At 64.3% G+C, this 19,121-nt stretch carries 23 protein-coding genes; 8 read left to right on the top strand and 15 right to left on the bottom strand.

Annotated features, from left to right (window positions below; genetic code table 11):
- Positions 1-17: 17 nt before the first annotated feature.
- The 6 genes from JN279_RS15310 to JN279_RS15335 form a co-directional block, all read right to left on the bottom strand.
- A complete protein-coding gene (locus JN279_RS15310; protein WP_202353211.1) occupies positions 18-692 on the bottom strand; it encodes an amino acid ABC transporter permease in 675 nt (224 codons plus the stop codon).
- On the bottom strand, positions 689-1,360 hold the full coding sequence (locus JN279_RS15315) for an amino acid ABC transporter permease (protein WP_202353212.1): 672 nt from the start codon (positions 1,358-1,360) through the stop codon (positions 689-691). The genes JN279_RS15310 and JN279_RS15315 overlap by 4 nt, the downstream gene beginning before the upstream one ends.
- Before the next feature lie 105 nt (positions 1,361-1,465).
- Positions 1,466-2,254 (bottom strand): ABC transporter substrate-binding protein, encoded by a 789-nt coding sequence (locus JN279_RS15320; protein WP_202353213.1) that lies wholly within the window; start codon positions 2,252-2,254, stop codon positions 1,466-1,468.
- Between the two features lie 94 nt (positions 2,255-2,348).
- On the bottom strand, positions 2,349-3,509 hold the full coding sequence (locus JN279_RS15325; protein ID WP_202353214.1) for a saccharopine dehydrogenase family protein: 1,161 nt from the start codon (positions 3,507-3,509) through the stop codon (positions 2,349-2,351).
- Positions 3,506-4,006 carry an Lrp/AsnC family transcriptional regulator gene (locus tag JN279_RS15330; protein WP_202353215.1) on the bottom strand — a complete coding sequence of 167 codons (501 nt, stop codon included), beginning with the start codon at positions 4,004-4,006 and terminating at the stop codon, positions 3,506-3,508. Before JN279_RS15330 ends, JN279_RS15325 begins: the two co-directional genes overlap by 4 nt.
- 263 nt (positions 4,007-4,269) lie before the next feature.
- Positions 4,270-5,166 (bottom strand): AraC family transcriptional regulator, encoded by an 897-nt coding sequence (locus tag JN279_RS15335; RefSeq protein WP_202353216.1) that lies wholly within the window; start codon positions 5,164-5,166, stop codon positions 4,270-4,272.
- Between the two features lie 128 nt (positions 5,167-5,294).
- Between JN279_RS15335 and JN279_RS15340 the strand changes: the two genes are divergently transcribed.
- Positions 5,295-6,023 carry an SDR family oxidoreductase gene (locus tag JN279_RS15340; RefSeq protein WP_202353217.1) on the top strand — a complete coding sequence of 243 codons (729 nt, stop codon included), beginning with the start codon at positions 5,295-5,297 and terminating at the stop codon, positions 6,021-6,023.
- A 26-nt stretch (positions 6,024-6,049) separates the two neighbouring features.
- Here JN279_RS15340 and JN279_RS15345 read toward each other — a convergent pair whose 3' ends face one another.
- Positions 6,050-6,925 carry a LysR substrate-binding domain-containing protein gene (locus tag JN279_RS15345; protein ID WP_202353218.1) on the bottom strand — a complete coding sequence of 292 codons (876 nt, stop codon included), beginning with the start codon at positions 6,923-6,925 and terminating at the stop codon, positions 6,050-6,052.
- Between the two features lie 148 nt (positions 6,926-7,073).
- Between JN279_RS15345 and JN279_RS15350 the strand changes: the two genes are divergently transcribed.
- Together JN279_RS15350 and JN279_RS15355 are read left to right on the top strand one after the other, a co-directional pair.
- Positions 7,074-7,277, top strand: a complete 204-nt coding sequence (locus JN279_RS15350; RefSeq protein ID WP_202353219.1) for a hypothetical protein — start codon at positions 7,074-7,076, stop codon at positions 7,275-7,277.
- Positions 7,278-7,298: 21 nt separating this feature from the next.
- Positions 7,299-8,048, top strand: coding sequence for a sulfite exporter TauE/SafE family protein (locus JN279_RS15355; RefSeq protein ID WP_202353220.1), 750 nt, complete (start codon positions 7,299-7,301; stop codon positions 8,046-8,048).
- A gap of 9 nt (positions 8,049-8,057) precedes the next feature.
- On the opposite strand, the gene JN279_RS15360 is transcribed toward JN279_RS15355, so the two are convergent.
- The 4 genes from JN279_RS15360 to JN279_RS15375 form a co-directional block, all read right to left on the bottom strand.
- On the bottom strand, positions 8,058-8,243 hold the full coding sequence (locus JN279_RS15360) for a type II toxin-antitoxin system TacA family antitoxin (protein ID WP_244734602.1): 186 nt from the start codon (positions 8,241-8,243) through the stop codon (positions 8,058-8,060).
- Positions 8,244-8,300: 57 nt separating this feature from the next.
- On the bottom strand, positions 8,301-8,858 hold the full coding sequence (locus JN279_RS15365) for a sugar O-acetyltransferase (RefSeq protein ID WP_202353221.1): 558 nt from the start codon (positions 8,856-8,858) through the stop codon (positions 8,301-8,303).
- Positions 8,859-8,927: 69 nt separating this feature from the next.
- Entirely contained in the window at positions 8,928-9,377 is a 450-nt protein-coding gene (locus JN279_RS15370; protein WP_096448517.1) for a universal stress protein, read from the bottom strand.
- Positions 9,378-9,655: 278 nt separating this feature from the next.
- Positions 9,656-11,188 carry an alkaline phosphatase family protein gene (locus JN279_RS15375; protein WP_202353222.1) on the bottom strand — a complete coding sequence of 511 codons (1,533 nt, stop codon included), beginning with the start codon at positions 11,186-11,188 and terminating at the stop codon, positions 9,656-9,658.
- A gap of 205 nt (positions 11,189-11,393) precedes the next feature.
- On the opposite strand from JN279_RS15375, the gene JN279_RS15380 reads away from it, so the two are divergent.
- Positions 11,394-11,975 (top strand): histidine phosphatase family protein, encoded by a 582-nt coding sequence (locus tag JN279_RS15380; protein WP_202353223.1) that lies wholly within the window; start codon positions 11,394-11,396, stop codon positions 11,973-11,975.
- A gap of 301 nt (positions 11,976-12,276) precedes the next feature.
- On the top strand, positions 12,277-13,218 hold the full coding sequence (locus JN279_RS15385) for an IS110 family transposase (protein ID WP_096447894.1): 942 nt from the start codon (positions 12,277-12,279) through the stop codon (positions 13,216-13,218).
- Positions 13,219-13,293: 75 nt separating this feature from the next.
- Here JN279_RS15385 and JN279_RS15390 read toward each other — a convergent pair whose 3' ends face one another.
- The 3 genes from JN279_RS15390 to JN279_RS15400 all read right to left on the bottom strand — a co-directional run bounded on the left by JN279_RS15390 (position 13,294) and on the right by JN279_RS15400 (position 15,647).
- Complete coding sequence (locus JN279_RS15390; protein ID WP_202353224.1) at positions 13,294-13,695, bottom strand: VOC family protein; 402 nt, start codon at positions 13,693-13,695, stop codon at positions 13,294-13,296.
- Positions 13,696-13,793: 98 nt separating this feature from the next.
- Positions 13,794-14,858 carry a sigma-70 family RNA polymerase sigma factor gene (locus JN279_RS15395; protein ID WP_202353225.1) on the bottom strand — a complete coding sequence of 355 codons (1,065 nt, stop codon included), beginning with the start codon at positions 14,856-14,858 and terminating at the stop codon, positions 13,794-13,796.
- A 42-nt stretch (positions 14,859-14,900) separates the two neighbouring features.
- Positions 14,901-15,647, bottom strand: coding sequence for an SDR family NAD(P)-dependent oxidoreductase (locus JN279_RS15400; RefSeq protein WP_202353226.1), 747 nt, complete (start codon positions 15,645-15,647; stop codon positions 14,901-14,903).
- Positions 15,648-16,165: 518 nt separating this feature from the next.
- Between JN279_RS15400 and JN279_RS15405 the strand changes: the two genes are divergently transcribed.
- Entirely contained in the window at positions 16,166-16,579 is a 414-nt protein-coding gene (locus tag JN279_RS15405; RefSeq protein ID WP_096448505.1) for a hypothetical protein, read from the top strand.
- Positions 16,580-16,655: 76 nt separating this feature from the next.
- Positions 16,656-17,063, top strand: a complete 408-nt coding sequence (locus JN279_RS15410) for a hypothetical protein (RefSeq protein WP_096448503.1) — start codon at positions 16,656-16,658, stop codon at positions 17,061-17,063.
- Positions 17,064-17,089: 26 nt separating this feature from the next.
- On the opposite strand, the gene JN279_RS15415 is transcribed toward JN279_RS15410, so the two are convergent.
- Complete coding sequence (locus tag JN279_RS15415) at positions 17,090-17,845, bottom strand: pseudouridine synthase (RefSeq protein ID WP_096448501.1); 756 nt, start codon at positions 17,843-17,845, stop codon at positions 17,090-17,092.
- Between the two features lie 356 nt (positions 17,846-18,201).
- On the opposite strand from JN279_RS15415, the gene JN279_RS15420 reads away from it, so the two are divergent.
- Entirely contained in the window at positions 18,202-19,038 is an 837-nt protein-coding gene (locus tag JN279_RS15420) for a universal stress protein (RefSeq protein ID WP_096448499.1), read from the top strand.
- The last annotated feature ends 83 nt before the right edge of the window (positions 19,039-19,121 follow it).

Genomic DNA, 19,121 nt, shown 5'->3' on the forward strand with positions numbered 1-19,121 from the left:
CCCTCTAGGGTTCGATGTCACAGCTGCACCTCGCCATGCGCCGCGCCCATGCGGCGTTCGAGCCGGCGGGCGAGCATGATCAGGGGATAGCAGACGATGAAGTAGCCGACGCCGACCAGGAAGAAGACCAGCAGCCCGTTCGGTACACGCTGCACCACCAGCCAGCCGACGCGGGTGAGGTCGGTCAGCCCGATCGCCGAGACGACGGAGGAATCCTTGATCAGCAGCACATATTGCCCGACCAGCGGCGGCAGCACGATGCGCATGGCCTGCGGCAGCACGACCTGGCGCATGCGCTGCCAGCGCGACAGGCCGGACGCCAGCGCCGCCTCGACCTGGCCGGTCGGCACCGAGCGGATGCCGGCGGCGACGATCTCGCAGATGAAGCAGGCGGCGAGATTGGTCAGCGCGATGATGCCGGCGGTGAAGGCGTCGAGCTCGATGCCGAATTCCGGCAGGATGAAGAAGATGAGGAAGATCTGCACCAGGAACGGGGTTCCGCGGATCAGATCGACCCAAGCGCCGATGACGCTCGAGATCAGCCGGTTGCCGCCGGTGCGCAAGATGCCGAGGCCGAAGCCGAGCAGCGTGCCCAGCACCAGGCTGATCAGCGACAGCACCACGGTCATGCCGAGGCCGCGCAGGGCGAGGGGATAGGAGCCGGCGAGGCTGAGGAATTGTTGCAAGATCATGCGCGTGCCCCCGCTGTGCCGAGCCAGCGGCTGGAGACAACGGCCAGTCCCTTCAGGCCGTAGTAGAGCAGGAGGTAGAAGGCGGCGATGGTGACAAAACCTTCCGCCGGCATGAAGCGGTCGGAGGCGAGCAGTTGCCCGGCGCGGGTCAGTTCGGCAACCGAGATCAGCGACAACAGGGCGGAATCCTTGACCAGCACGATCGACTGGCCGAGCAGCGGCGGGATCGTCACCTTGAAGGCTTGCGGCAGGACGACCAGGCGCATGCGCTGGACATAGGTCATGCCGGAAGCAACGCTGGCTTCGACCTGGCCGCGCGGGATCGACAGGATGCCGGCGCGAATGATCTCGGCGATATAGGCGCCGCTGTTGAGCGACAAAGCGAGGATGCCGACGACCAGTTCCGGCAGGACGAAGCCAAGCCGGGGCAGGCCGAAATAGAGGAAATAGAGCTGCGCCAGCAAGGGCGTGGCGCGCACGGCGTCGATATAGGCCTTGGCCGGGGCGCGAAACAGCCAGCCGCGCTGCAAATTCATGGCGCACAGCACGATGCCGACGATCAGCGCGCCGATGAAAGACACTGCCGACAGCCAGACGGTCGTGATCAGGCCCTGACCGAACAGAGGCAGATATTCGACGATGGTGCGGAAGCTGAAATTTTCGAGCATCGTGGGTGAAGCCCCAGAGTGCGGGAAGCGACGGACGAAGCGAATTCCGAGCGGCTTCGCGCGGCGCTTAAGGTGCGCGCGAGGCCGCTCGGTTTTTATCGCTGCTTAGTGATCCTTCTTCCAGGCGTCGGAATTGACCCAGTAGTCGAGGTTCTTCTGCAGGCGGCCGTCGATGGTGACCTGGTTGAGGAACAGGTTCATCCACACCAAAAGGTCCGGTTCGTCATAGCGGGTGGCGAAGGCAAGCGGTTCCTTCGACAGAAGATCCGGCATGACGGTGAAGGTGCCGGCGGGGTAGGCCGTCTGCTGACCCTTGACCGCCGAGATGTCGTTGACGCCGCAATCAGCCTGGCCGTTGTTGACGGCGTCGAGCAGCAGCGGGCCGCCGCCCTTGTAGCTCTTGATGTCGGCATCGGGGAAGGCGGCCTTGGCTTCCTTCTCGCCGGTGGCGCCGAGCAGAACAGCGATCTTGGTGCCCTTAGCCTTGCAGTCCTCGGTGGTCTTGAACTTGCTGTCGGCCTTGGTGAAGACGGTGCTGCCCGTGTACATGTAGGGCGTGGTGAAGGCGACCTTCATGCCGCGCGCCAGCGTCGGCGTCATGTCGGCGACCAGAAGGTCGGCCTTGCCCGACAAGAGCGCCGGGATCAGGCCGTCCCAGTCGAAGTCGAGGAATTTGATTTTGACGCCCATTTCCTTGGCCATCAGCTCGGCCAGTTCAACCGAACTGCCGGTGCGTTCGCCATTGGCGCCGACCAGCGAGAAGGGCGGTCCTTGCGTCTGCACGGCAACACGCAGTTCGCCGCGCTTGGTGATCTCGTCGAGCGTTCCGGCACTGGCGGCAGCGGTCAAGCCCGCAAGCGCAAGTCCGGCGATGAAAAGTCTGGCAATCTTCATTCTGGTATTCCTCCCTGTTGTTGTTTGCCCGCGGCTTCCCTTGGGCTCTTTTTTGAGCGGCGGCGCCGTTTGGCGGCGGGCCGTTCGAAAATCCTCAGTCCCAGGCCACCGTCTCGGCAACCTTGATGCCGCGTTTGGCCAGTTCGTCGAAGAATGGTTCGTCGGGCACATGCAGCAGCGGGTTCAAAAGACCTGGTGTGCTGATCTCGCGCCGCGCCAGCATCTGCGCCACGATGCTGGCGGGGTAGCCGACGCCGAGGCTCATGCCGAACAGGCCCGACGCGAGGTCGCGCTCGATGACCAGATCGGATGTCACGGTCTTGGTCCGGCCGCCTTCGAGGCCGGAAAAGACATTGCGCATCACGCAAAGGTCCTTTTCGCCGGGGCCATATTGCAGTTGCGGCCCGAGCAGCCGGCCGAGGAATTCGCGCGGGCTGCTGGAGGTGCCGGGCACCTTGTCTTCCGAGAGGAAGCCAAGCTCCTTCAGCGGCGCCCAGAAGGCCGACCATCCGGGCCAACGCAGCGTGTAGCGGCCGGAGCGGCGCAGCCCTTCTGCCGCGGGAAGCATCTCGACATAATGCAGCGCATCGCCATTGGGGAAGGCTTCCAGCCGGCCGAGGCCAGCGACCTCGATCTCGTGGATGAAAGGACTGTCGTGCTGGCGGGCGGCCGGCACTTCGACGCGCTTGCCGTCCTCGATCATCACGCTGTCGCGGTTCTGGCTGACCAGGACCATGTCGAAGTTCCAGCTCACCTTGTAGCAAAGCGGCTTGGCCATCGCTTTCGGTTCGGGGATGCCGCCGCAATAGGAATCGATCGCGGCGATCGTGTCGAACTGCCTTGCGGCGCGGGCGTAGAGCACGAGGTCGATGCCGGGGTCGAGCCCGCACTCGGTCATAACAGACACGCCGGCCCGTTCGGCTTCCGGCGCCAGGTCGGCGATGGCCTTGCCGTAATTGGTGGTGACCAGCGGCGTGCGGGTGGCGATGGCGGCCTGCACCGCCTCGCGCATCAGCGGCTGCGGCAACAAATCGATGACGGCGTCGGCATCGGCCAGCACATCGGCAAGCGCCGGGCCGATTGAGCCCTCGGGCACCACGAAGCGCACGCGGGAAAGGTCGGTCAGATCAGCCAGCCGGGCCGCGCCGTCCGGCGCGGTATCGACGCAGATCACCTCCTCGACACCACTAGCGACGAGATCGGCGATGGCCGCCCGGCCCTGCAGGCCGAGGCCACCGAGAACAGCGATCTTCATGCCGTCTCCTTGCGATCATCAGACCAGCAGCCTTCGGGCAGGCTGACCCATTTGTTGCAGGACGCCATGACGACGAAGGTCTCGCTGCGCACGACCTCGCCCGGCTCGCCGGCGCCGGGGATCAGCTCGCTGGTGACGCGGTAGAGGTCGGCGACGTCACCGGCCACCGTCACGTCGACGATGATGTCGAAGCGCCCGGTGACCACCGAAGCCGAGTTGACGAAGGGCAGTTCGGAAATGCGCTGCGCCAGTTCGCGGGCCCGGCCGCGGCCCTGGGCATTGATGCCGACAATGGCCGAGATCAGCTCGGGCCGCTCGGTCAGGTTCAACAGCCCGACGATCTTGAGCAGATTGCGGTCGAGCAGGTTGCGCAGCCGCGAGCGCACCGTCGGCACCGAAATCGCCAAGATCTCGGCGAGCCGGTTGATGCCCGGCTGCGCGTCCTGCGACAGCTGTTTGACCAGCCGCCGATCGGTCAGATCGAGATGTTCCCGCAAAAGCCCTGTCTTTCATAAATGAGATAAATGGGCAGTTTTTTCTTTCTTATGTGAAAAATACCTTATGGGCAATTTTTAATATCAGCAAGGCCTGTGTCGCCTCAGAGTCACGACCATCTCGTCATCCATGCGGGTAGGCGGGATAAAGCGCTTGGTGGTGGACGTATAGAAGCCGCCGCATGGATCGCCCTCGGGGGCGCGGTGCAAAGGCTGGGAGGGCGTGGTCTTCCCGCTTTACTTTTGCATCTTCGAATTCAAGAGGGTCAGGCGAGCTCGGTGGGCTCGGGCGTGGCGCGCAGGCGGCCGATATCGCGCAGGGGCGGCGCACCGAACAGGCGGGCATATTCACGGCTGAACTGGGACGCGCTTTCATAGCCGACGGAAAAGGCGGCGCCGGCCGCATCGCCTGACGTGGCGAGCAGGCGCCGGCGCGCTTCATTGAGGCGGATGCGCTTCTGGTACTGGATCGGCGTCATCGCCGTGACCGCCTTGAAGTGGCGGTGGAACACCGACGCGCTCATGCCAGCTGTCCGGGCAAGATCCTCGACGCGGAACGGCTCGGCATAGTGGTCGCGGATCCAGCCCAGCGCGCGGCGAATCTGCGACAGGCGGCTGTCGGCGCCGGCAATCTGGCGCAGCATGGCGCCTTGCGCTCCCTGCAGCAGCCGAAACAGGATTTCGCGTTCGAGCAGCGGCGCCAGCACAGCGATTTCGGCCGGGTGATCGATGAGCTCAATCATGCGCAGCCACGCATCGACCAGCGCCTCGTCAGCCCGGCTGACGGCAAAGCCATGGCCGATCGGCGCCTCGGCAACGGGCGGCATGTCGAGCAGCAGCGAGGCGATGAGCGTGGTGTCGAGGGCCAGGCTGACCGAGAGGTAGGGATGCTGTGGGCTGGCCTGCAAAACCTTGCCGACCGCCGGCACCTCGACAGCCGCTATGAAGTAGCGGCCGGCATCGTAATGCAGCAGCTGATCGCCGATCATGACGGATTTGGCGCCCTGCAGGACCAGGCAAAGCCTTGGGTCGTAGAGCCCCAGCAACGGCCCGGTCGTCGCCTCGCCCTTCATGATGGCGACGCGGGGAATGCCGGTTTCGGTCAGCCGGCCGCGTGCATGGCGCATCACCAGCGCTTTGAGGTCGTCGAGCGAATTCATCACAGCCTGTAGATCGCATCGGCGCGGCCGGCAATCAAGCTCCAGGCAGGAATAGGCAAGAACTCACCAGTTTTCGGCACGCGGCGGCCAGTGGTCCGCCCCATCTCTGCCGCAGACGGATCAAACTGGAGATGGAAATGACCGACAAGACAGCATTGGTGACCGGCGCCAACAAGAGCATCGGCTACGAAACCGCGCGCCGGCTGGGCGAAGCCGGCTACAGGGTTTGGCTGGGCAGCCGCGACAGGGAGCGCGGCGAAGCGGCGGCAGCCGAGCTCAGGCAGAAGGGCCATGACGTGCGCGTGCTGGATATCGATGTCGCCAGCGACGCCAGCGTCGAGGCGGCCGCCACGCGCGTTTTGCAGGAGGACGGACGTCTCGATGTGCTGGTCAACAATGCCGGCGTCCTCGGCTCAATGCTCGCTCCCAGCGAAGAGCCCATAGCCATCATCAAGGATGTCTACGAGGTCAACGTGTTCGGCCCGATCCGCACCACCCAGGCCTTCCTGCCGCTGCTCAAGGCAGCTCCGCGTGCCAATGTGGTGATGGTTTCCAGCGGGCTGGGGTCACTCGGGGGATTGACCGATCCGGCCAATGAATTTTATGCGATCAATATCCTCGGCTACAACAGCTCCAAGACGGCGCTCAACGCCGCCACCGTTGCCTTCTCGAAGGAGCTTGCCGCGGCGGGCATCAAGGTCAATTCGGCCGATCCCGGCTATACCGCGACGGACTTCAACGGACACAGTGGCTACCGCACGGTGGGGCAGGCGGCCGAGATCATTGTTCGCCTGGCGACCCTGGACGAGAACGGTCCGACCGGCGGCTATTTCTACGATGAGGGTCCGTTGCCCTGGTGAGGACCCGGCAAGCGACCCGTTTCGGTTCAACCTAGCGACGCGGCCAGCAATTTCGCTTGCGGCGTCAGCTCGTCGAAGCTGCGGGCGCAGAGATTGAGCTGGCGGGTCGCCCAGTCGTCGGTCAGCCGCAGGCTGCGTAGCGTGCGGGCCGAGCGGCGCGCCGCACTTTCCGGGACGATGGCGATGCCGGCGCCTTGCGCGACCAGCCGGCAGACATTGTCGAGGCCGGGCACGCGGATGCGGATGTGCAGATGGCCGCCAAGCCGGGCGGCCTGTCGGGTGATATGCTCCTGCAGCGCATGGCCGAGGCTGAGACCGACAAAGGATTCGCCCAGGATGTCGGCGAGGTTGACGGCATGCAGGCCGGAGAGGCCCGGCCAGTTCCGCGCGGTGATCACCACCAGCCGGTCAATGAAGAACGGTTTCTGTTCGAGATGCGATAGGCCGGCCCAGGTGGCGGCAATGCCGAGATCGACGGCGCCGCTCGCCACCGCCTCGGCGATCTCGTGGCTGGGGCGTTCGTCGAGATCGATGTCGATGCCGGGATGCGCCACCAGGAAGGCGGGCAGGATGTCGCGCAGCAGCTCGGCCGTGGCGGCGGTGTTGGCCATCAGCCGTACGCGCGCCCGCAGGCCGCCGGCATAGGCGCCGAGATCGCCGGCCATCGCTTCGATCTGGTTCTGCACGGCACGCGCATGGTGCAGCAGCGCCTGGCCGGCGGCCGTCGGCACGACGCCACGACGGCGGCGCTCCAGCAGCGGCGCGCCGAGCCGCTCCTCCATGCCCTTGATGCGGGCGCTCGCCGAGGCCAGCGCTAGCCCGGCGAGTTCGGCGCCATGGGTGATGCTGCCGCGCTCGGCCACCAGCAGGAACAGCCGGAGATCGGTGAGATCGAAGCGCATCTTTTTGTTCCCTGCAAAACAATCCGGCAGTTCGGAAAGCCGGCTGACTCCTACAAGCAGCCTTCGTCCTGGCCGAAGGCTGACAGCGCAACTTCCACATTGTGCGCGAGCCGCATGTCCGTCAAATCGTTTACGACGGAGATATGCGATGAGCGACAAAGCACCAGGCCGGTTTGGCATCCTTGAAAGCGCGGCGATCGTGCTGGCCGTTGCCGTGGCCACGCTTGCCATGGCGCAGGCGCAGCCCGGGTTGCGGGGATGTACGACAAGGGCGGCTTCAACCAGCCCCGATGCCGCGCCGGCGAAACCCAGACCCGATGCCGATGCGACGGACATGCTGCTGCATGACTGATCGCGTAGTGAAGGTGCGGTCATGCTGAGTGCCGGGATCGCGGCCTGGATCGGTGCCGTCTTTCTCGCCGCGGGCTTCGTCAAGGGCGTGGTCGGGATGGGGCTGCCGACCGTGGCGATGGGATTGCTGGCGGTGACGATGCCGCCCGTCGAGGCCGCCGCCTTGCTGTTGATCCCGTCCTTGGTCACCAATCTCTGGCAGTTGTTTACCGGCCCCTCTTTCGGCGGCCTCGTCAAGCGGCTGTGGGCGATGATGGCCGGCATCCTGCTGGGCACCGTCGCCGGGGCAGGTGTGCTGACCGGAACGCATGCGAGCGCGGCCTCGGCGGGGCTTGGCGCAGCGCTGGTGCTTTACGCCATTCTCGGCCTGCTCAAGCTTGGTTTCGCTACGGCGGCGCGCCACGAGGCCTTGATGTCACCGCTGGTCGGCATCGCGACCGGGCTGGTCACCGGCGCCACCGGCGTCTTCGTCATCCCGGCGGTGCCCTATCTGCAATCGCTGCGGCTGGAGAAGGAAGATCTCATCCAGGCGCTCGGCCTGTCCTTCACCGTCTCGACGGCGGCCCTTGCCATCGGCCTGTTTCGGGAGGGCGCCCTGGCCTCGCCGACGGCGCAACTGACAGGGTCGATCCTGGCACTGCTGCCGGCGCTGGCCGGCATGTTCATCGGCCAGGCGCTGCGCCAGGCGATGAGCGTCGAGACTTTTCGAACGGTGTTCTTCGTCGGGCTGCTGGCGCTAGGGGTGTATCTGGCGCTGGAGACCGCGCTCTAGTCCTCAGCGTCACGTAGCGTCCCACGGAGGCCTTGTTGTCATAGTCCGGCGCAAACGTTGGTTCGGTTGCTGCGCTGCGTCGAGACGTGCCAGAAACGCAGCGTAGACATCCGGCTCGACGGTAAAGACAACACGGTCGAACAACGTGCCTTCAGCCGCGCGCTGCAACGCCTCAAGCATGAAGTCCTCGCGCATGGATGGCTCCTTCCCTGCGTTTAACAGCATAGCATAGCGACAATGTCAGTCGTGCCCTCATTCGGCAATCGACCTGATGACCCTGGCCGGGTTGCCGCCGACAAGCGTGTTCGGGGGCACGTCCCTGGTCACCACCGAGCCCGCCGCGACGACTGCTTTTTCGCCGACGGTCACGCCGCCGATGACCGTTGCGCCGGCGGCGATCCAGACGTTGCGTTCGATGACGATCGGCTTTGCTGTGGTGAAGGCGCGCCGCCGCGACGGTTCGAGCGGATGGCCTGAGGTGATGAGGCTGACATTCGGTCCGATCAGCACATCGTCGGCAATGTCGAGCCCGCCAAGGTCATAAAAGGTGCAGTTCTGGTTGATGAAGACATTGCGCCCGACGCGGATGTCGGGTCCGCCTGTCGTGTAGAAAGGCGGGATCAGCAAAAAGCCGTCATCCACCGTCTTACCGATGAGCTCGCTGAACAAAGCGCGGACCTCCTCCGCGTCGTTAAACGTCAAACGGTTGAGACGGGCGGTGATCGCCATCGCCCGTTTGACGTCCGCCAGCATGACCGCCGATTCCGGCGTTCTCCCCGGAATTATCCTGGTGCGATCCTCATGCGCCATTGGTTGCATTCCTCCGGGCGTCAAACGAATGGCTGACGCATGCCGGATTCTGCCCCTTCGGGCTAGGCTTTACCGAACCACCAGCACCGGGATCGCGGTATAGGACAGCACTTCCGCCGTCTGGCTGCCGAGAAGCAGCTTGCCCAGGCCGCGGCGGCCGTGAGAGGCCATGACGATCAGGTCGCAGCCTCGCGCCTGCGACAGTTCGAGGATCGCTTCGGCGGGCCGTTTGTCCTCGACATGGACCACTTCGGCGGACACGCCGGCCGCGTCGGCTGACGCCTTGCACTTGGCCAGAACCTGCTTGCCATATTTGCGTGATTCTTCCTGGTAGATGGTCAGTTCATCGCCAGCCGCATAGCCGGCCATGGCGCCGCCCCAGGCCAGCGTCGGGAATTGTTCCGAGACCGTGACGAAGGTCACGGTGGCGCCGATGCCTTTTGCCAGCGTGAGGCCATGGGCAACGCCCTTGTCGGCCAGTTCCGATCCGTCGGTGGCGATGAGCAGATGTTTGTACATGATGATCTGACCTGTTGTGCAAGGGGCCGGTGCCCTTGGGGTGGCGGGAGCCTTGATGCGGCTCATCCAGATATAGTTGTGCCACCGGGCTCCTCACAGGGCCAGCTTTATGAGCTTCAAGGCCAGGCGAGGAGGGTGGGACCTCAACCAGCGTCAGGCCAATCCGATGCAGCCTACCATCGGCGATGCGGTCGCCTTCCTGCAGACATTGCCGGTCACAGACGATTGGCCGCCGGGCATGCCCGGCGGCCAATCGCCAAACGATATCATTCCCAGGCTTAGAACGGCGTCGCCGGCAGCTCCTGGGTGCCTTCGAGCTTCACAGCCTGGAGTTCGTTCGCGGCATAGCCAAGAGCCCGCAGGATGGTGGGAGCTACCTGCGTCGTCTGCACCAGGTCTGGCACCGACCTCGGCTTGAGCGAAGGAGCGCTGATGAGAAGTGCCACGTTGCGATCGTTCGCATTGGCGCCACCGTGCTCGGCAATCTTCGAACCGGATGTGTAGACAACGCCCGGATTGACCGTGGCGATGAAGTCCGGCGTACGGCTGTCGGTGGCCGGATCCTGATAGGCAAGAGCCAGCACATTCGGCGGCTGGATCTGGGCGATGCCTTCAGCCTTGCTCGATTTCTCGAGATAATCCTGCGCCGCCGAGAGGTTTTTCACCCTGTCTTGCGGTTTGAGCCAGATCAGCGCGGCGTCGTCGGCGATGTGGAAGGCGTAGCCCGGTGTCTTCGTGTATGGATCATCGTCCAGTGGCTGGAACGTCGCCGGGTCGATGGGCGACTGGCCATGCTTCGAGGCAAGTATGATCAGGGTCGAATTGGCGAGTTTGTTGTCCTTGAGTGCGGCCATCAGTTCGCCGAGGGCGCCGTCGACATAGGCGAGCTGCCCGGCAAGACCATTGCTCGGCGCGCCGCTGGCATCCAGATAGCCGCCGACCAGACCGGCCTTGTCGCCAGGGCCGGCCTTGGGAAGCTTCTGGCCCACGCTCACCGCCTGGAAATTCATGCCGAAAAGCGTGGGAACCGCGGCATGATGCGCGCCGGTGCTGTCGAGGCCCTTGATTTCGTTGATCACCGCCTGGACACGCGCTTCATCGAAGTCACGCTCGGCCTTGAAGCTGCCCGTCGTCTTGACCTTCGTGCCGGGGATCAAGCTGTCCTGTTCCAACGCGTAGAGGTCGTCGACGCCCTTGCCCGAAGGTCCGTTCAGCCATTCGTAGGCCGGGTGCTTGTCGGACCAGGCCGTGCGGCCGCCATGCGCTTTGACGATTTCGAAGACGTTGTTGACCCGTACGAAATCATGCGGATAGACCACCGAGCATTTGCCGTTGATCAGCGTCATCGGCAGCTTTGCCGGGTCGATCTGGCTGCGGTAATCGCCGGGCTTGCCACCACCATCAAGGCGCGTCGAGTCGACGTCGATGTTCTCGGCGAAAGCCACCTCGGCACCCGGCTCGCCCTTGCAATCCGAGGCCGGCGCGAAATAGGTGCGGTCGTAGCTGTCGTCGTAGAACACACCCGTCGATTTGGGCGTGCCGCCAGTTACCTGTGCCACGAGGCCGGGAAACGAGTCGGACGGGGCGCTGGTGAGCGCATTCGGATAGAAAATCCCGGTACGGGCGAGCGCGGCAAACGAGCTTGCCGGATGTGCGGCGACATAGTTTGCCAGATCGAGTGCATGAAGCCCGTCGACGCTGATGAGCAGTACATGCTTGTAAGGTGCGGCGACGGCGCTGGTATCAGACAGCGCGCCAGCCAACGCCGCCGACAGCGTACCCGCAGCCAGCGCCAGAGATAGCGTTTTCATTGAAGTGTCCCTCGTCTCGCAGCCCCGCGATGGATCAAGGTAGGCGGGCGGACATGACAGGTTCATGAAAACTTGGTGGCAGGGACCTTACGGATTGGTAAGGCTAGCGGTGATGGCGCTGAAGTGCCGCGATGGCCGCCAGGGTCTTTCGCTGTGTTGTGCGGCCCGCTACAGCTTGGCCCGACACCAACGAAAGGTCGAGCGTATGAGCAGTGCCTATCCCCAAATCCATCTGGTCCGGCATGGCGAGACGGCGTGGAGCCTTTCGGGGCAGCATACCGGGCGCACCGACATGCCGTTGACGCCGGCCGGCGAGCACGCCGCCCGGGGCGTGGCGGAGCGGCTGAAGGGCCTGTCGTTCTCGGCGGTTTGGTCGAGCCCCTCGCAGCGCGCCTACAACACCAGCGTGCTGGCCGGCTTTGGCGCGACAAGCGTCAGAAACGACGATCTGCAGGAGTGGGACTACGGCGCCTATGAGGGGCGCACCACCAAAGAGATCCTAGCCGAGCGGCCGGGCTGGAACGTGTTTCGCGACGGCTGTCCGCAAGGCGAGATGGCGGCCGATGTCGGTGCCCGGGCCGACAGGATCATCATACAGCTTCGCGAAGCTGGCGGCTCGATCCTGATCTTTTCCAGCGCGCATTTCCTGCGCGTGCTCACCGCCCGCTGGCTCGGCCTGCCGCCGGAGGGCGGGGCGCTGTTCGTGCTCGATACGGCCAGCATCAGCGTGCTTGGCTACGAGCATGATCCGAGCGAGCCGGTCGTGCGCAAGTGGAATATGAAGTAGGATAGCGACAAGGCTGGCGCGAACGCCCCCTCGCGTTCGTCATCCTAGGGTCTGCGCCGCGTCGCTTCGCTCCTTGCTGCGCCCTAGGATTGTTTGAGAAGGATCGGGTAGTTTGGCGGCCGGGACTGCGGCCCATCACAGCCAGCAGTCCCGGCGGCAGGCGACCGCCCTTAGGACCGGGTAACACCCGACGTCATCATGGTCCCTGCCGTCTTTGTCCGCCATCGCTTGGAGAGTTGATTGGCCGCTGGCTCGCGCCACGCCCGCAAACAATCCGAAGCCCGACAAGGATACCACCAGCATGGCCTTCTTGCACCAACAACCGCAAATGTGCCTCGGCTTCGACATCGCCAAGGACACCGTCACCGCCGCCGACGGGACTACCACCGGCACCATCCTCAATCAGCGCAGAGCTGTCCGTGCTTTCCTGAAGAGCTACAAACACATCGACCTTGTCGTGTGCGAGCCGACAGGCGGCCATGAAAGCCTACTGCTCGAAGAGTGCCTGCGCGCCGGCATTGCCTGCCATCGCGCCGACACGCTCAAGGTCAAGAGCTACATCCGCTCCTTCGGTACGCACGGCAAGAGCGATGCCATCGATGCCGCGATGTTGAGAGCCTACGGTCGTGAACGCTGGGCAAAACTGTCCCTTTGGCAGGCGCCCGATGCCGATGAGACCAGCCTGCGCGCGCTGGTTCGCCGCCGCCAGGAACTCATCACCATCAAGGTCGCAGAGAAGAACCGTGCCAAGGCACCTGGCGGCCGCAAGCTCGCGACCTCTTTCGAGGCCGTGATCAAAGTCGTCGAGCGCCAACTCCAAATCATCGATGCCGAGATCCGCGAACTGATCGCCAACAGCAGCGCCCTTAAGCATCGAGCCGCCATCTGCACGGCCATGGACAGTCTCGGCCCGATCGTGGCGGCCAAGCTCTTGGCTATCCTGCCCGAACTCGGCTCCATGACACGCCGCAAAGCTGCAGCCCTTGCTGGCCTTGCACCACACCCAAACGACAGCGGACAAAAGCAAGGCTACCGCAAAATCCGTGGCGGACGCCCTGATGTTAGAACCGCACTGTTCATGCCGGCCCTGCGCGCCGCAGCTGGAAAGGGCGAATTCGCACCCTTCTACAAACGCCTCGTCACCAACGGAAAAAAGCCGATGGTGGCAATCGCTGCCGTCATGCGAAAGATCATCGTTACCCTAAATGCAAGACTAAGGGACGCCGCCATTTCTCAGAGTTGATGACGAACGCGTTGGGTGAGCTCGCTAATTTCCGATGCAGGTGCTGACCAACTCGAAACCCCGCGCCACCGCCCCCTATTTCTCGAACTTGCGGATCGCCTCCGCCGTCACCGGCGTGAAGAAATTCACCAGATTGCCGTCCGGGTCGCGAAACAGCAGCGAGCGGTTGCCCCAGGGCATGGTGGTCGGCTTCTGCACGGTCGTGTCCCGGATGAAATCCGACAGCCTGGCGAATTCGGCATCGACATCGCCGACGCGGAATTCGAGGATGGCGGTGTGGTTGTCGGCGGGGCGGGCGATGTCGCCGCCGAACAGCATCAAGGTGCGCGTGCTGCCGATCGCCAGTGTGCAGGAAGGTGTCGCGAGTTCGGCGAAGTCTTCCGTGTAGACCGTCACCGGCATGCCGGTGATCTCGCCGTAGAAGCGCACGAGGCGCTGAACGTCTGACGTGATGATGCGGATAGAGACGAAATTCATCGCAGGGTTCCTTGATTGCTGAAGCCGCGGCCGGGCTTTCCGACCGATCTATAGGCCAGGCCTCCTGCCAGCTTTCTGTCAGGAGAGAGATGCGATGATCACGCTTCCGGTTCGGACCAGCTCTCCTGCATCATTGGCGGCAGGCCGAAGGCGGCGAACAGGCCGGGACCGAGCGGGGCGACATAGATCGTCAGCGAGGCGATGCCGCCATCGGCTGGCTCGATGACGTGCAGCGACTGGGCACGCCATTCCAGCTCCTGATGGCGCCGCGCGTAGATGGCGACGGCGGGCTGGCCATTGGCCCGTGTCGCCACCGCACGATAGCCGGCGAAATTGGCCCACACGGTCCTGAAGAAACCATGGATCGCCTGACGTCCCTGGTACCAGTCGCGCCAAGGCGGCATGTGGTAGGTGGCGTCCTCGCGCAGCAATGCGATGAAGCCGTCGAGATTGGCGGCCTGCCAGGCCCTGATATAGCGTTCGAGCAGCTGGCTTTCCTGCGCATTGGGCTGCGATCGCTGCAAGGGGCGTCCCCCGGGATAGCGCTCGCCAAGCGTCGCGCGCGCCCGCTGCAGGGCGCTGTTGACCGAGGCGGTCGAGCCGCCCAGCAACTGCGCGGTCTCCAGCGCCGACCAGCCCAGCACGTCGCACAGCAGAAGGGCTGCGCGTTGCCGGGGCGGCAGCAGCTGGATGGCGGCGACGAAGGCCAGCCGCACGGCCTCGTTTGTCTCGTAGCGCGCGTCAGGGCCGGGCTCGCCATCGGCGATATCAGGCAGTTCGGCGTCGGGGTAGGGCTCCAGCCAGGCAAGCTCGGCGGCCGGCCCGGCGGCGGCACGCCCTTCGCTCGGCGGCCGTGCGGGCATTTCGAGGATGCGGTGTGCCGTGGCCCGCGCCTTGATGGCATTGAGGCAGGCGTTGGTGGCGATGGTGTAGAGCCAGCCGCGCGGCGAGCCGCGCCCGTCGAATTGCGCGCGGCCGCGCCAGGCTTTCAGGAACGTCTCCTGGACGAGATCGTCGGCCTCGTGCAGCGAGCCCATCATCCGGTAGCAGTGCAGTTTCAGTTCACGGCGGTGGGTCGCCGTCAGGCGCTCGAAGGCCGGCCGATCGAGGATCGGCCGGCCTGTCGGGCCCAGCGGCTCAAGCGGGCCGGGAGCATCAGTCATGTCGAGCCTGCCGTGCGCAATTCGCCTTGCATCCTGCGCGCCTCATGCCGCCGCCGCAAGGCCGCTGCCGCTCACCGTGAAGGCGGTGCCCTGCACCTTGCCGCCGGCGAGCGCGACCACGGCGCGTCCGACATCGGCGGGTGTTTGCACATCGCTCAAGCTGGCCAGGAAATCCGCCGGGCTGATGCCGAGATAGGCGGAAATGCCTAGAATGCCGCGCTGGCCGACGCCGGTGCCGGCCATGATGCGCATCGGCGCCAGCGCCATGAAGCGCAGGCCGAGGCCAAGCCGGTCGGCCTCCTTCTGGCTGTGGGCGGCAAGGAACATCTGCATTTGCTTGGCGCCGGAATAGCCGCCGGAGTTCGGCGGCCCGCCGCTGAATGCCGCGCCGCTGGAGATCAGCACCACGCGGCTGCCCGGCTTCAACCGGCCCTGCAGCGCCGCCCTGCAGAACAGGAACGATGCCTTGACGTCCGTCTCCCAATTCGCCGAGAAATCGTCCCAGCTCTGGTCCTGGATGCAGGCCGACGCAGCGAAGGCACCGGCCGAGATCACCAGCACATCCGGCTGCAGCGCGGCGAACACCGCGTCGGGTGTTGTGTCCTGCGTGGCGTCGGCGGCGAGTATCTTGACGCCTGGGGCTTCCCAGGCGAGCTCCTTCAAGGCTTCCGCCCCGCGGGCGACGGCAAGCACGGTTGCGCCTTCGGCGAGCGCGGCTTCCGCGATCGAGCGGCCGACACCCCGGCTGCCTCCGACCACGACGACATTTTGACCTTTCAACGATTGCATGGCTCACCTCGCTTCTCCGGCCCGGACAATTCCGGCGCCTGTAGGTGAAGACAGCGCGGATGAGCGGAAATCATCGGTGGGGGGTGAATTTTTCTGGGGCGCCTGTCCCGGGCCGGGAGGTCTCGGCCGGTTTCTCGAGCTCAGCGGCAGACCGGGCAATGCAGTCCGCCGTTTAACCGGCCAGCAACGCTGGATCTTTCGGTGGCGAGCCGTGCCCATGGCTGTGTTGTTTGCGGAAGTCGGGTCACTATCCGGCAAATTCGCGGCCGATCGGCTGTCTCGCTATGGCGTTTATTCTTGGTTCTGGTCGCTTTTTACAGTTCTTTTTGACTGGCCTGACGACAGTATATTCCTCCTCCGTGCGGATTGAATATTGAAAGCCGAGGTACCGAGATCTTGTTTCGATTCTATTCTGATAACCATGAATTGATTGATGGGGCTGCTTCCGTGATTGGCGGCTTGTTTGCGGCTATCATAAAACCATCGATGGGAGAATTCACCGGTCTGGGGGAGCTGACATGAATTATCGCGTGACAAGTGTGATAACGGGGCTTGCGCTTCTGGGATTTACGGCCTTTCCGGCGGCCGCCTACACCCACTCGTCCACTTACCAGAAGACCGCGGTTTCGGGCCAGGAGATCTATGTTTTCGGTGGCGCGAGCCTGAACGCGGACTGCTCCAGCGCCGGCAAGGATGATGTGCGCGTGGTTTCCGGCCCGAGCCACGGAAATGTAAAACTCGTCCACGGCAAGGTGCATGCGGTCTATCCCAAGTCGAACGAGCGTTCAAAATGCAATGCCCGCATGGTGAATGGCATCAAGGCGCTTTACCGGTCGAAATCCGGCTTCAAGGGTTGGGACCAGGTCACAATCTCGGTCCACACCTATCTGGGCAACGCCTTCACATATGTTGCCAACATCAAGGTCGAGTAGCGGGAAACGGCGGGCGGCGCTGCAATCGCCCGCCTTTCGCCGAAGGGATTTCATGCAGCCAGGGGATCGCTGAAAAATGGTGCATAAAACGGCAGGTTTCGTGGCGGTATTGACGGTCCTGGGACTGGCGGCCTGGCCGGCGGCCGCGGGGACTGAGAGCTATCGAAAGACGGCGCTGTCCGGACAGGAGATCTATATCCTCAGGGATGTCAGCCTGAATGTGGATTGTTCGAGCGCGGGCGCCAACGATGTCAGGGTCATCGCCGGCCCAAGCCATGGCAAGGTCAGGCTCGTGCACGCAAAGCTCTATTCCGGTTTCCCCAAATCGAACGAGCGCTGGAAATGCAACACGCACAAGGTCAACGGCATCAAGGGGCTTTACCGGTCGAATCCCGGGTTCAAGGGACACGATGAGGTGACGTTTTCGACCCATACCTATACGGGAAATGCCCATAAGACGGTCGTGAGCATCGACGTCGAATAGCGCTTCGTGGGGCGAAGCCTCACTGCTCACTCCGCCAGCAACGCCAGCTCCTCCGGCGTCAGATTCCGCGCCGTGCCCTTGGCGAGGTCGCCTAGCGGCAGCCCGCCGATGGCGATGCGGATGAGGCGCTTGACCTCGATGCCGTGCGCGGCGAGCAGGCGGCGGATGTGGCGGTTGCGGCCTTCGTCGAGCACGATCTCCAGCCAGGCGGTGCGGCCGCCGCTGCGCAAGAGCGCGATCGAATTGGCGGTCAGGGTCTCGCCATCGACGGTGACGCCCGCGCGCAACGTCTCCAGCATCGCTTCGTCAGGCACCGTGCCGACCTGCACATGATAGGTCTTGGGCAGATGCGAGGCCGGGTCCATCAGCCGGTTGGCGAAGTGGGTGTCGTTGGTCATCAGCAGCAGGCCTTCGCTGGCCTTGTCGAGGCGGCCGACCGGCGAAACGAAGGGCAGATCGAGCCCTTCGAGGCAGGCATAGACGGTGTCGCGCTGCTGCGGGTCGTCGCGGGTGGTGACCAGCCCGCGCGGCTTGTTGAGCATGACATAGACCTTGCGCTCGGCAACCAGCTTTTCGCCATCGACGGCGATGCGGTCGCGGTTCAGGTCGACGCGCCGCGCGGCATCGCGCACCACCTTGCCGCCGACGCGCACGCGCCCCTCGGCGATCAGCACCTCGGCCTGCGTGCGCGAGCACAGGCCGAGCTTTGACAGCGCGCGGTTCAGGCTGACGCCTGGCGGCTTGCCGGCGGGTGGTTTCCCGGTGGGTGGTCGTGCTGCCATGCTGCTGCGGGTCTGTCCGTTGAACCGGACAGATGGCACGGGTGATACCGGCATCGCAAGCGGCCGGCTGGCCCGCCGCTTACACCGCCATTCCGACCAGCGCGCCGATATCGGCGGTGAGCACAATGGCCAAGGCACTTCGCTGGTTGGCGAACAGATTATAGTGAAGGCCACGTCGCCTGTTCATGGCGATCCAACGGAGCCCGATTTTGGGGGCATCGCTGGCAGATGCGCTGAGAGGCAATCATCGGAGCCTCAGCGTCTGGAGGTTTTGCGTTGAATCAAAGCCTGACCCATCCATTGGGCTAAAGATGCCGTTGGCCATCTGGCCGCCGATGGAATAGAGGCGAAATCCGATGAAACTCATGGCATGTCTCGCGCTGGCTACATATCCCGAAGCGAATACGGCGAAGGTCGCCTCGAATGCAGTGGCGCTCGCCAGGCAGGTGGGGGCAGCGCTTCATGCGGTCGTTGTCGATGTCGACATTCCCGACGTTTCGAACGCGCTTTCGAGCTATCTGCTCGATCTTCCAAGCAAGATTCGAGAGGTCGAGGCGACCAGCCGCAAGTGCGGCAAGATCTTGCTGGAGGCGGTTGCCAAGGAGGCCTCACAGGGCGCGGTGACCCTGACCCAGCAGGAGATCGCGGCGCCGCCGGCCCTGATGGGTGATGCTGCCGCGGAACAAAGCCGCTATTTCGATCTCTCACTGGTCGGCCTGGCCGCGGACAATCCGACGGCGCGCATGACTGCCGAGGCCATACTGTTCGGCGCAGGCCGGCCGACGCTCCTTTTTCCCGAAGCGACGGATGTTGGTGTGCTCGACCATGTCGTCATCGCCTGGGATGGAAGCCGCGTGGCGGCACGGGCCGTCGCCGACGCGCGGCCGTTCCTGGAACGCGCCGCCAGGATCACGGTCATCAGCGTGGTCGACGAAAAGCCGCTTCCCGGAAAGGACATCGGCGAACGCCTTGCCGAGGGCCTGCGGGTGCGGGGACTGACCGTCGAAAGCGCTGCGATCCGAGCGGGCGACCGTTCGATAGGCGCCGCTCTCCAGGAGCATGCCGTAAAGATTGGTGGCAAGCTGCTGGTCATGGGTGGATACGGTCATTCGCGGGTCAGGGACTTCGTGCTCGGCGGCGCAACCGAGGGTGTTCTTGCGGATTTGCGGCTCCCCATCCTCCTGTCACACTGAGCCCTCTACCTCGCTTCATGATGGTCCTTTATCAGCGCCGCGAAGCAGGTAGGTCCTTCCACGAGCCAACTTGCGTCGAACAG

It is taken from the genome of Mesorhizobium sp. 113-1-2, assembly GCF_016756475.1.
In the GTDB taxonomy this organism is placed as follows: Bacteria; Pseudomonadota; Alphaproteobacteria; order Rhizobiales; family Rhizobiaceae; genus Mesorhizobium; species Mesorhizobium loti_C.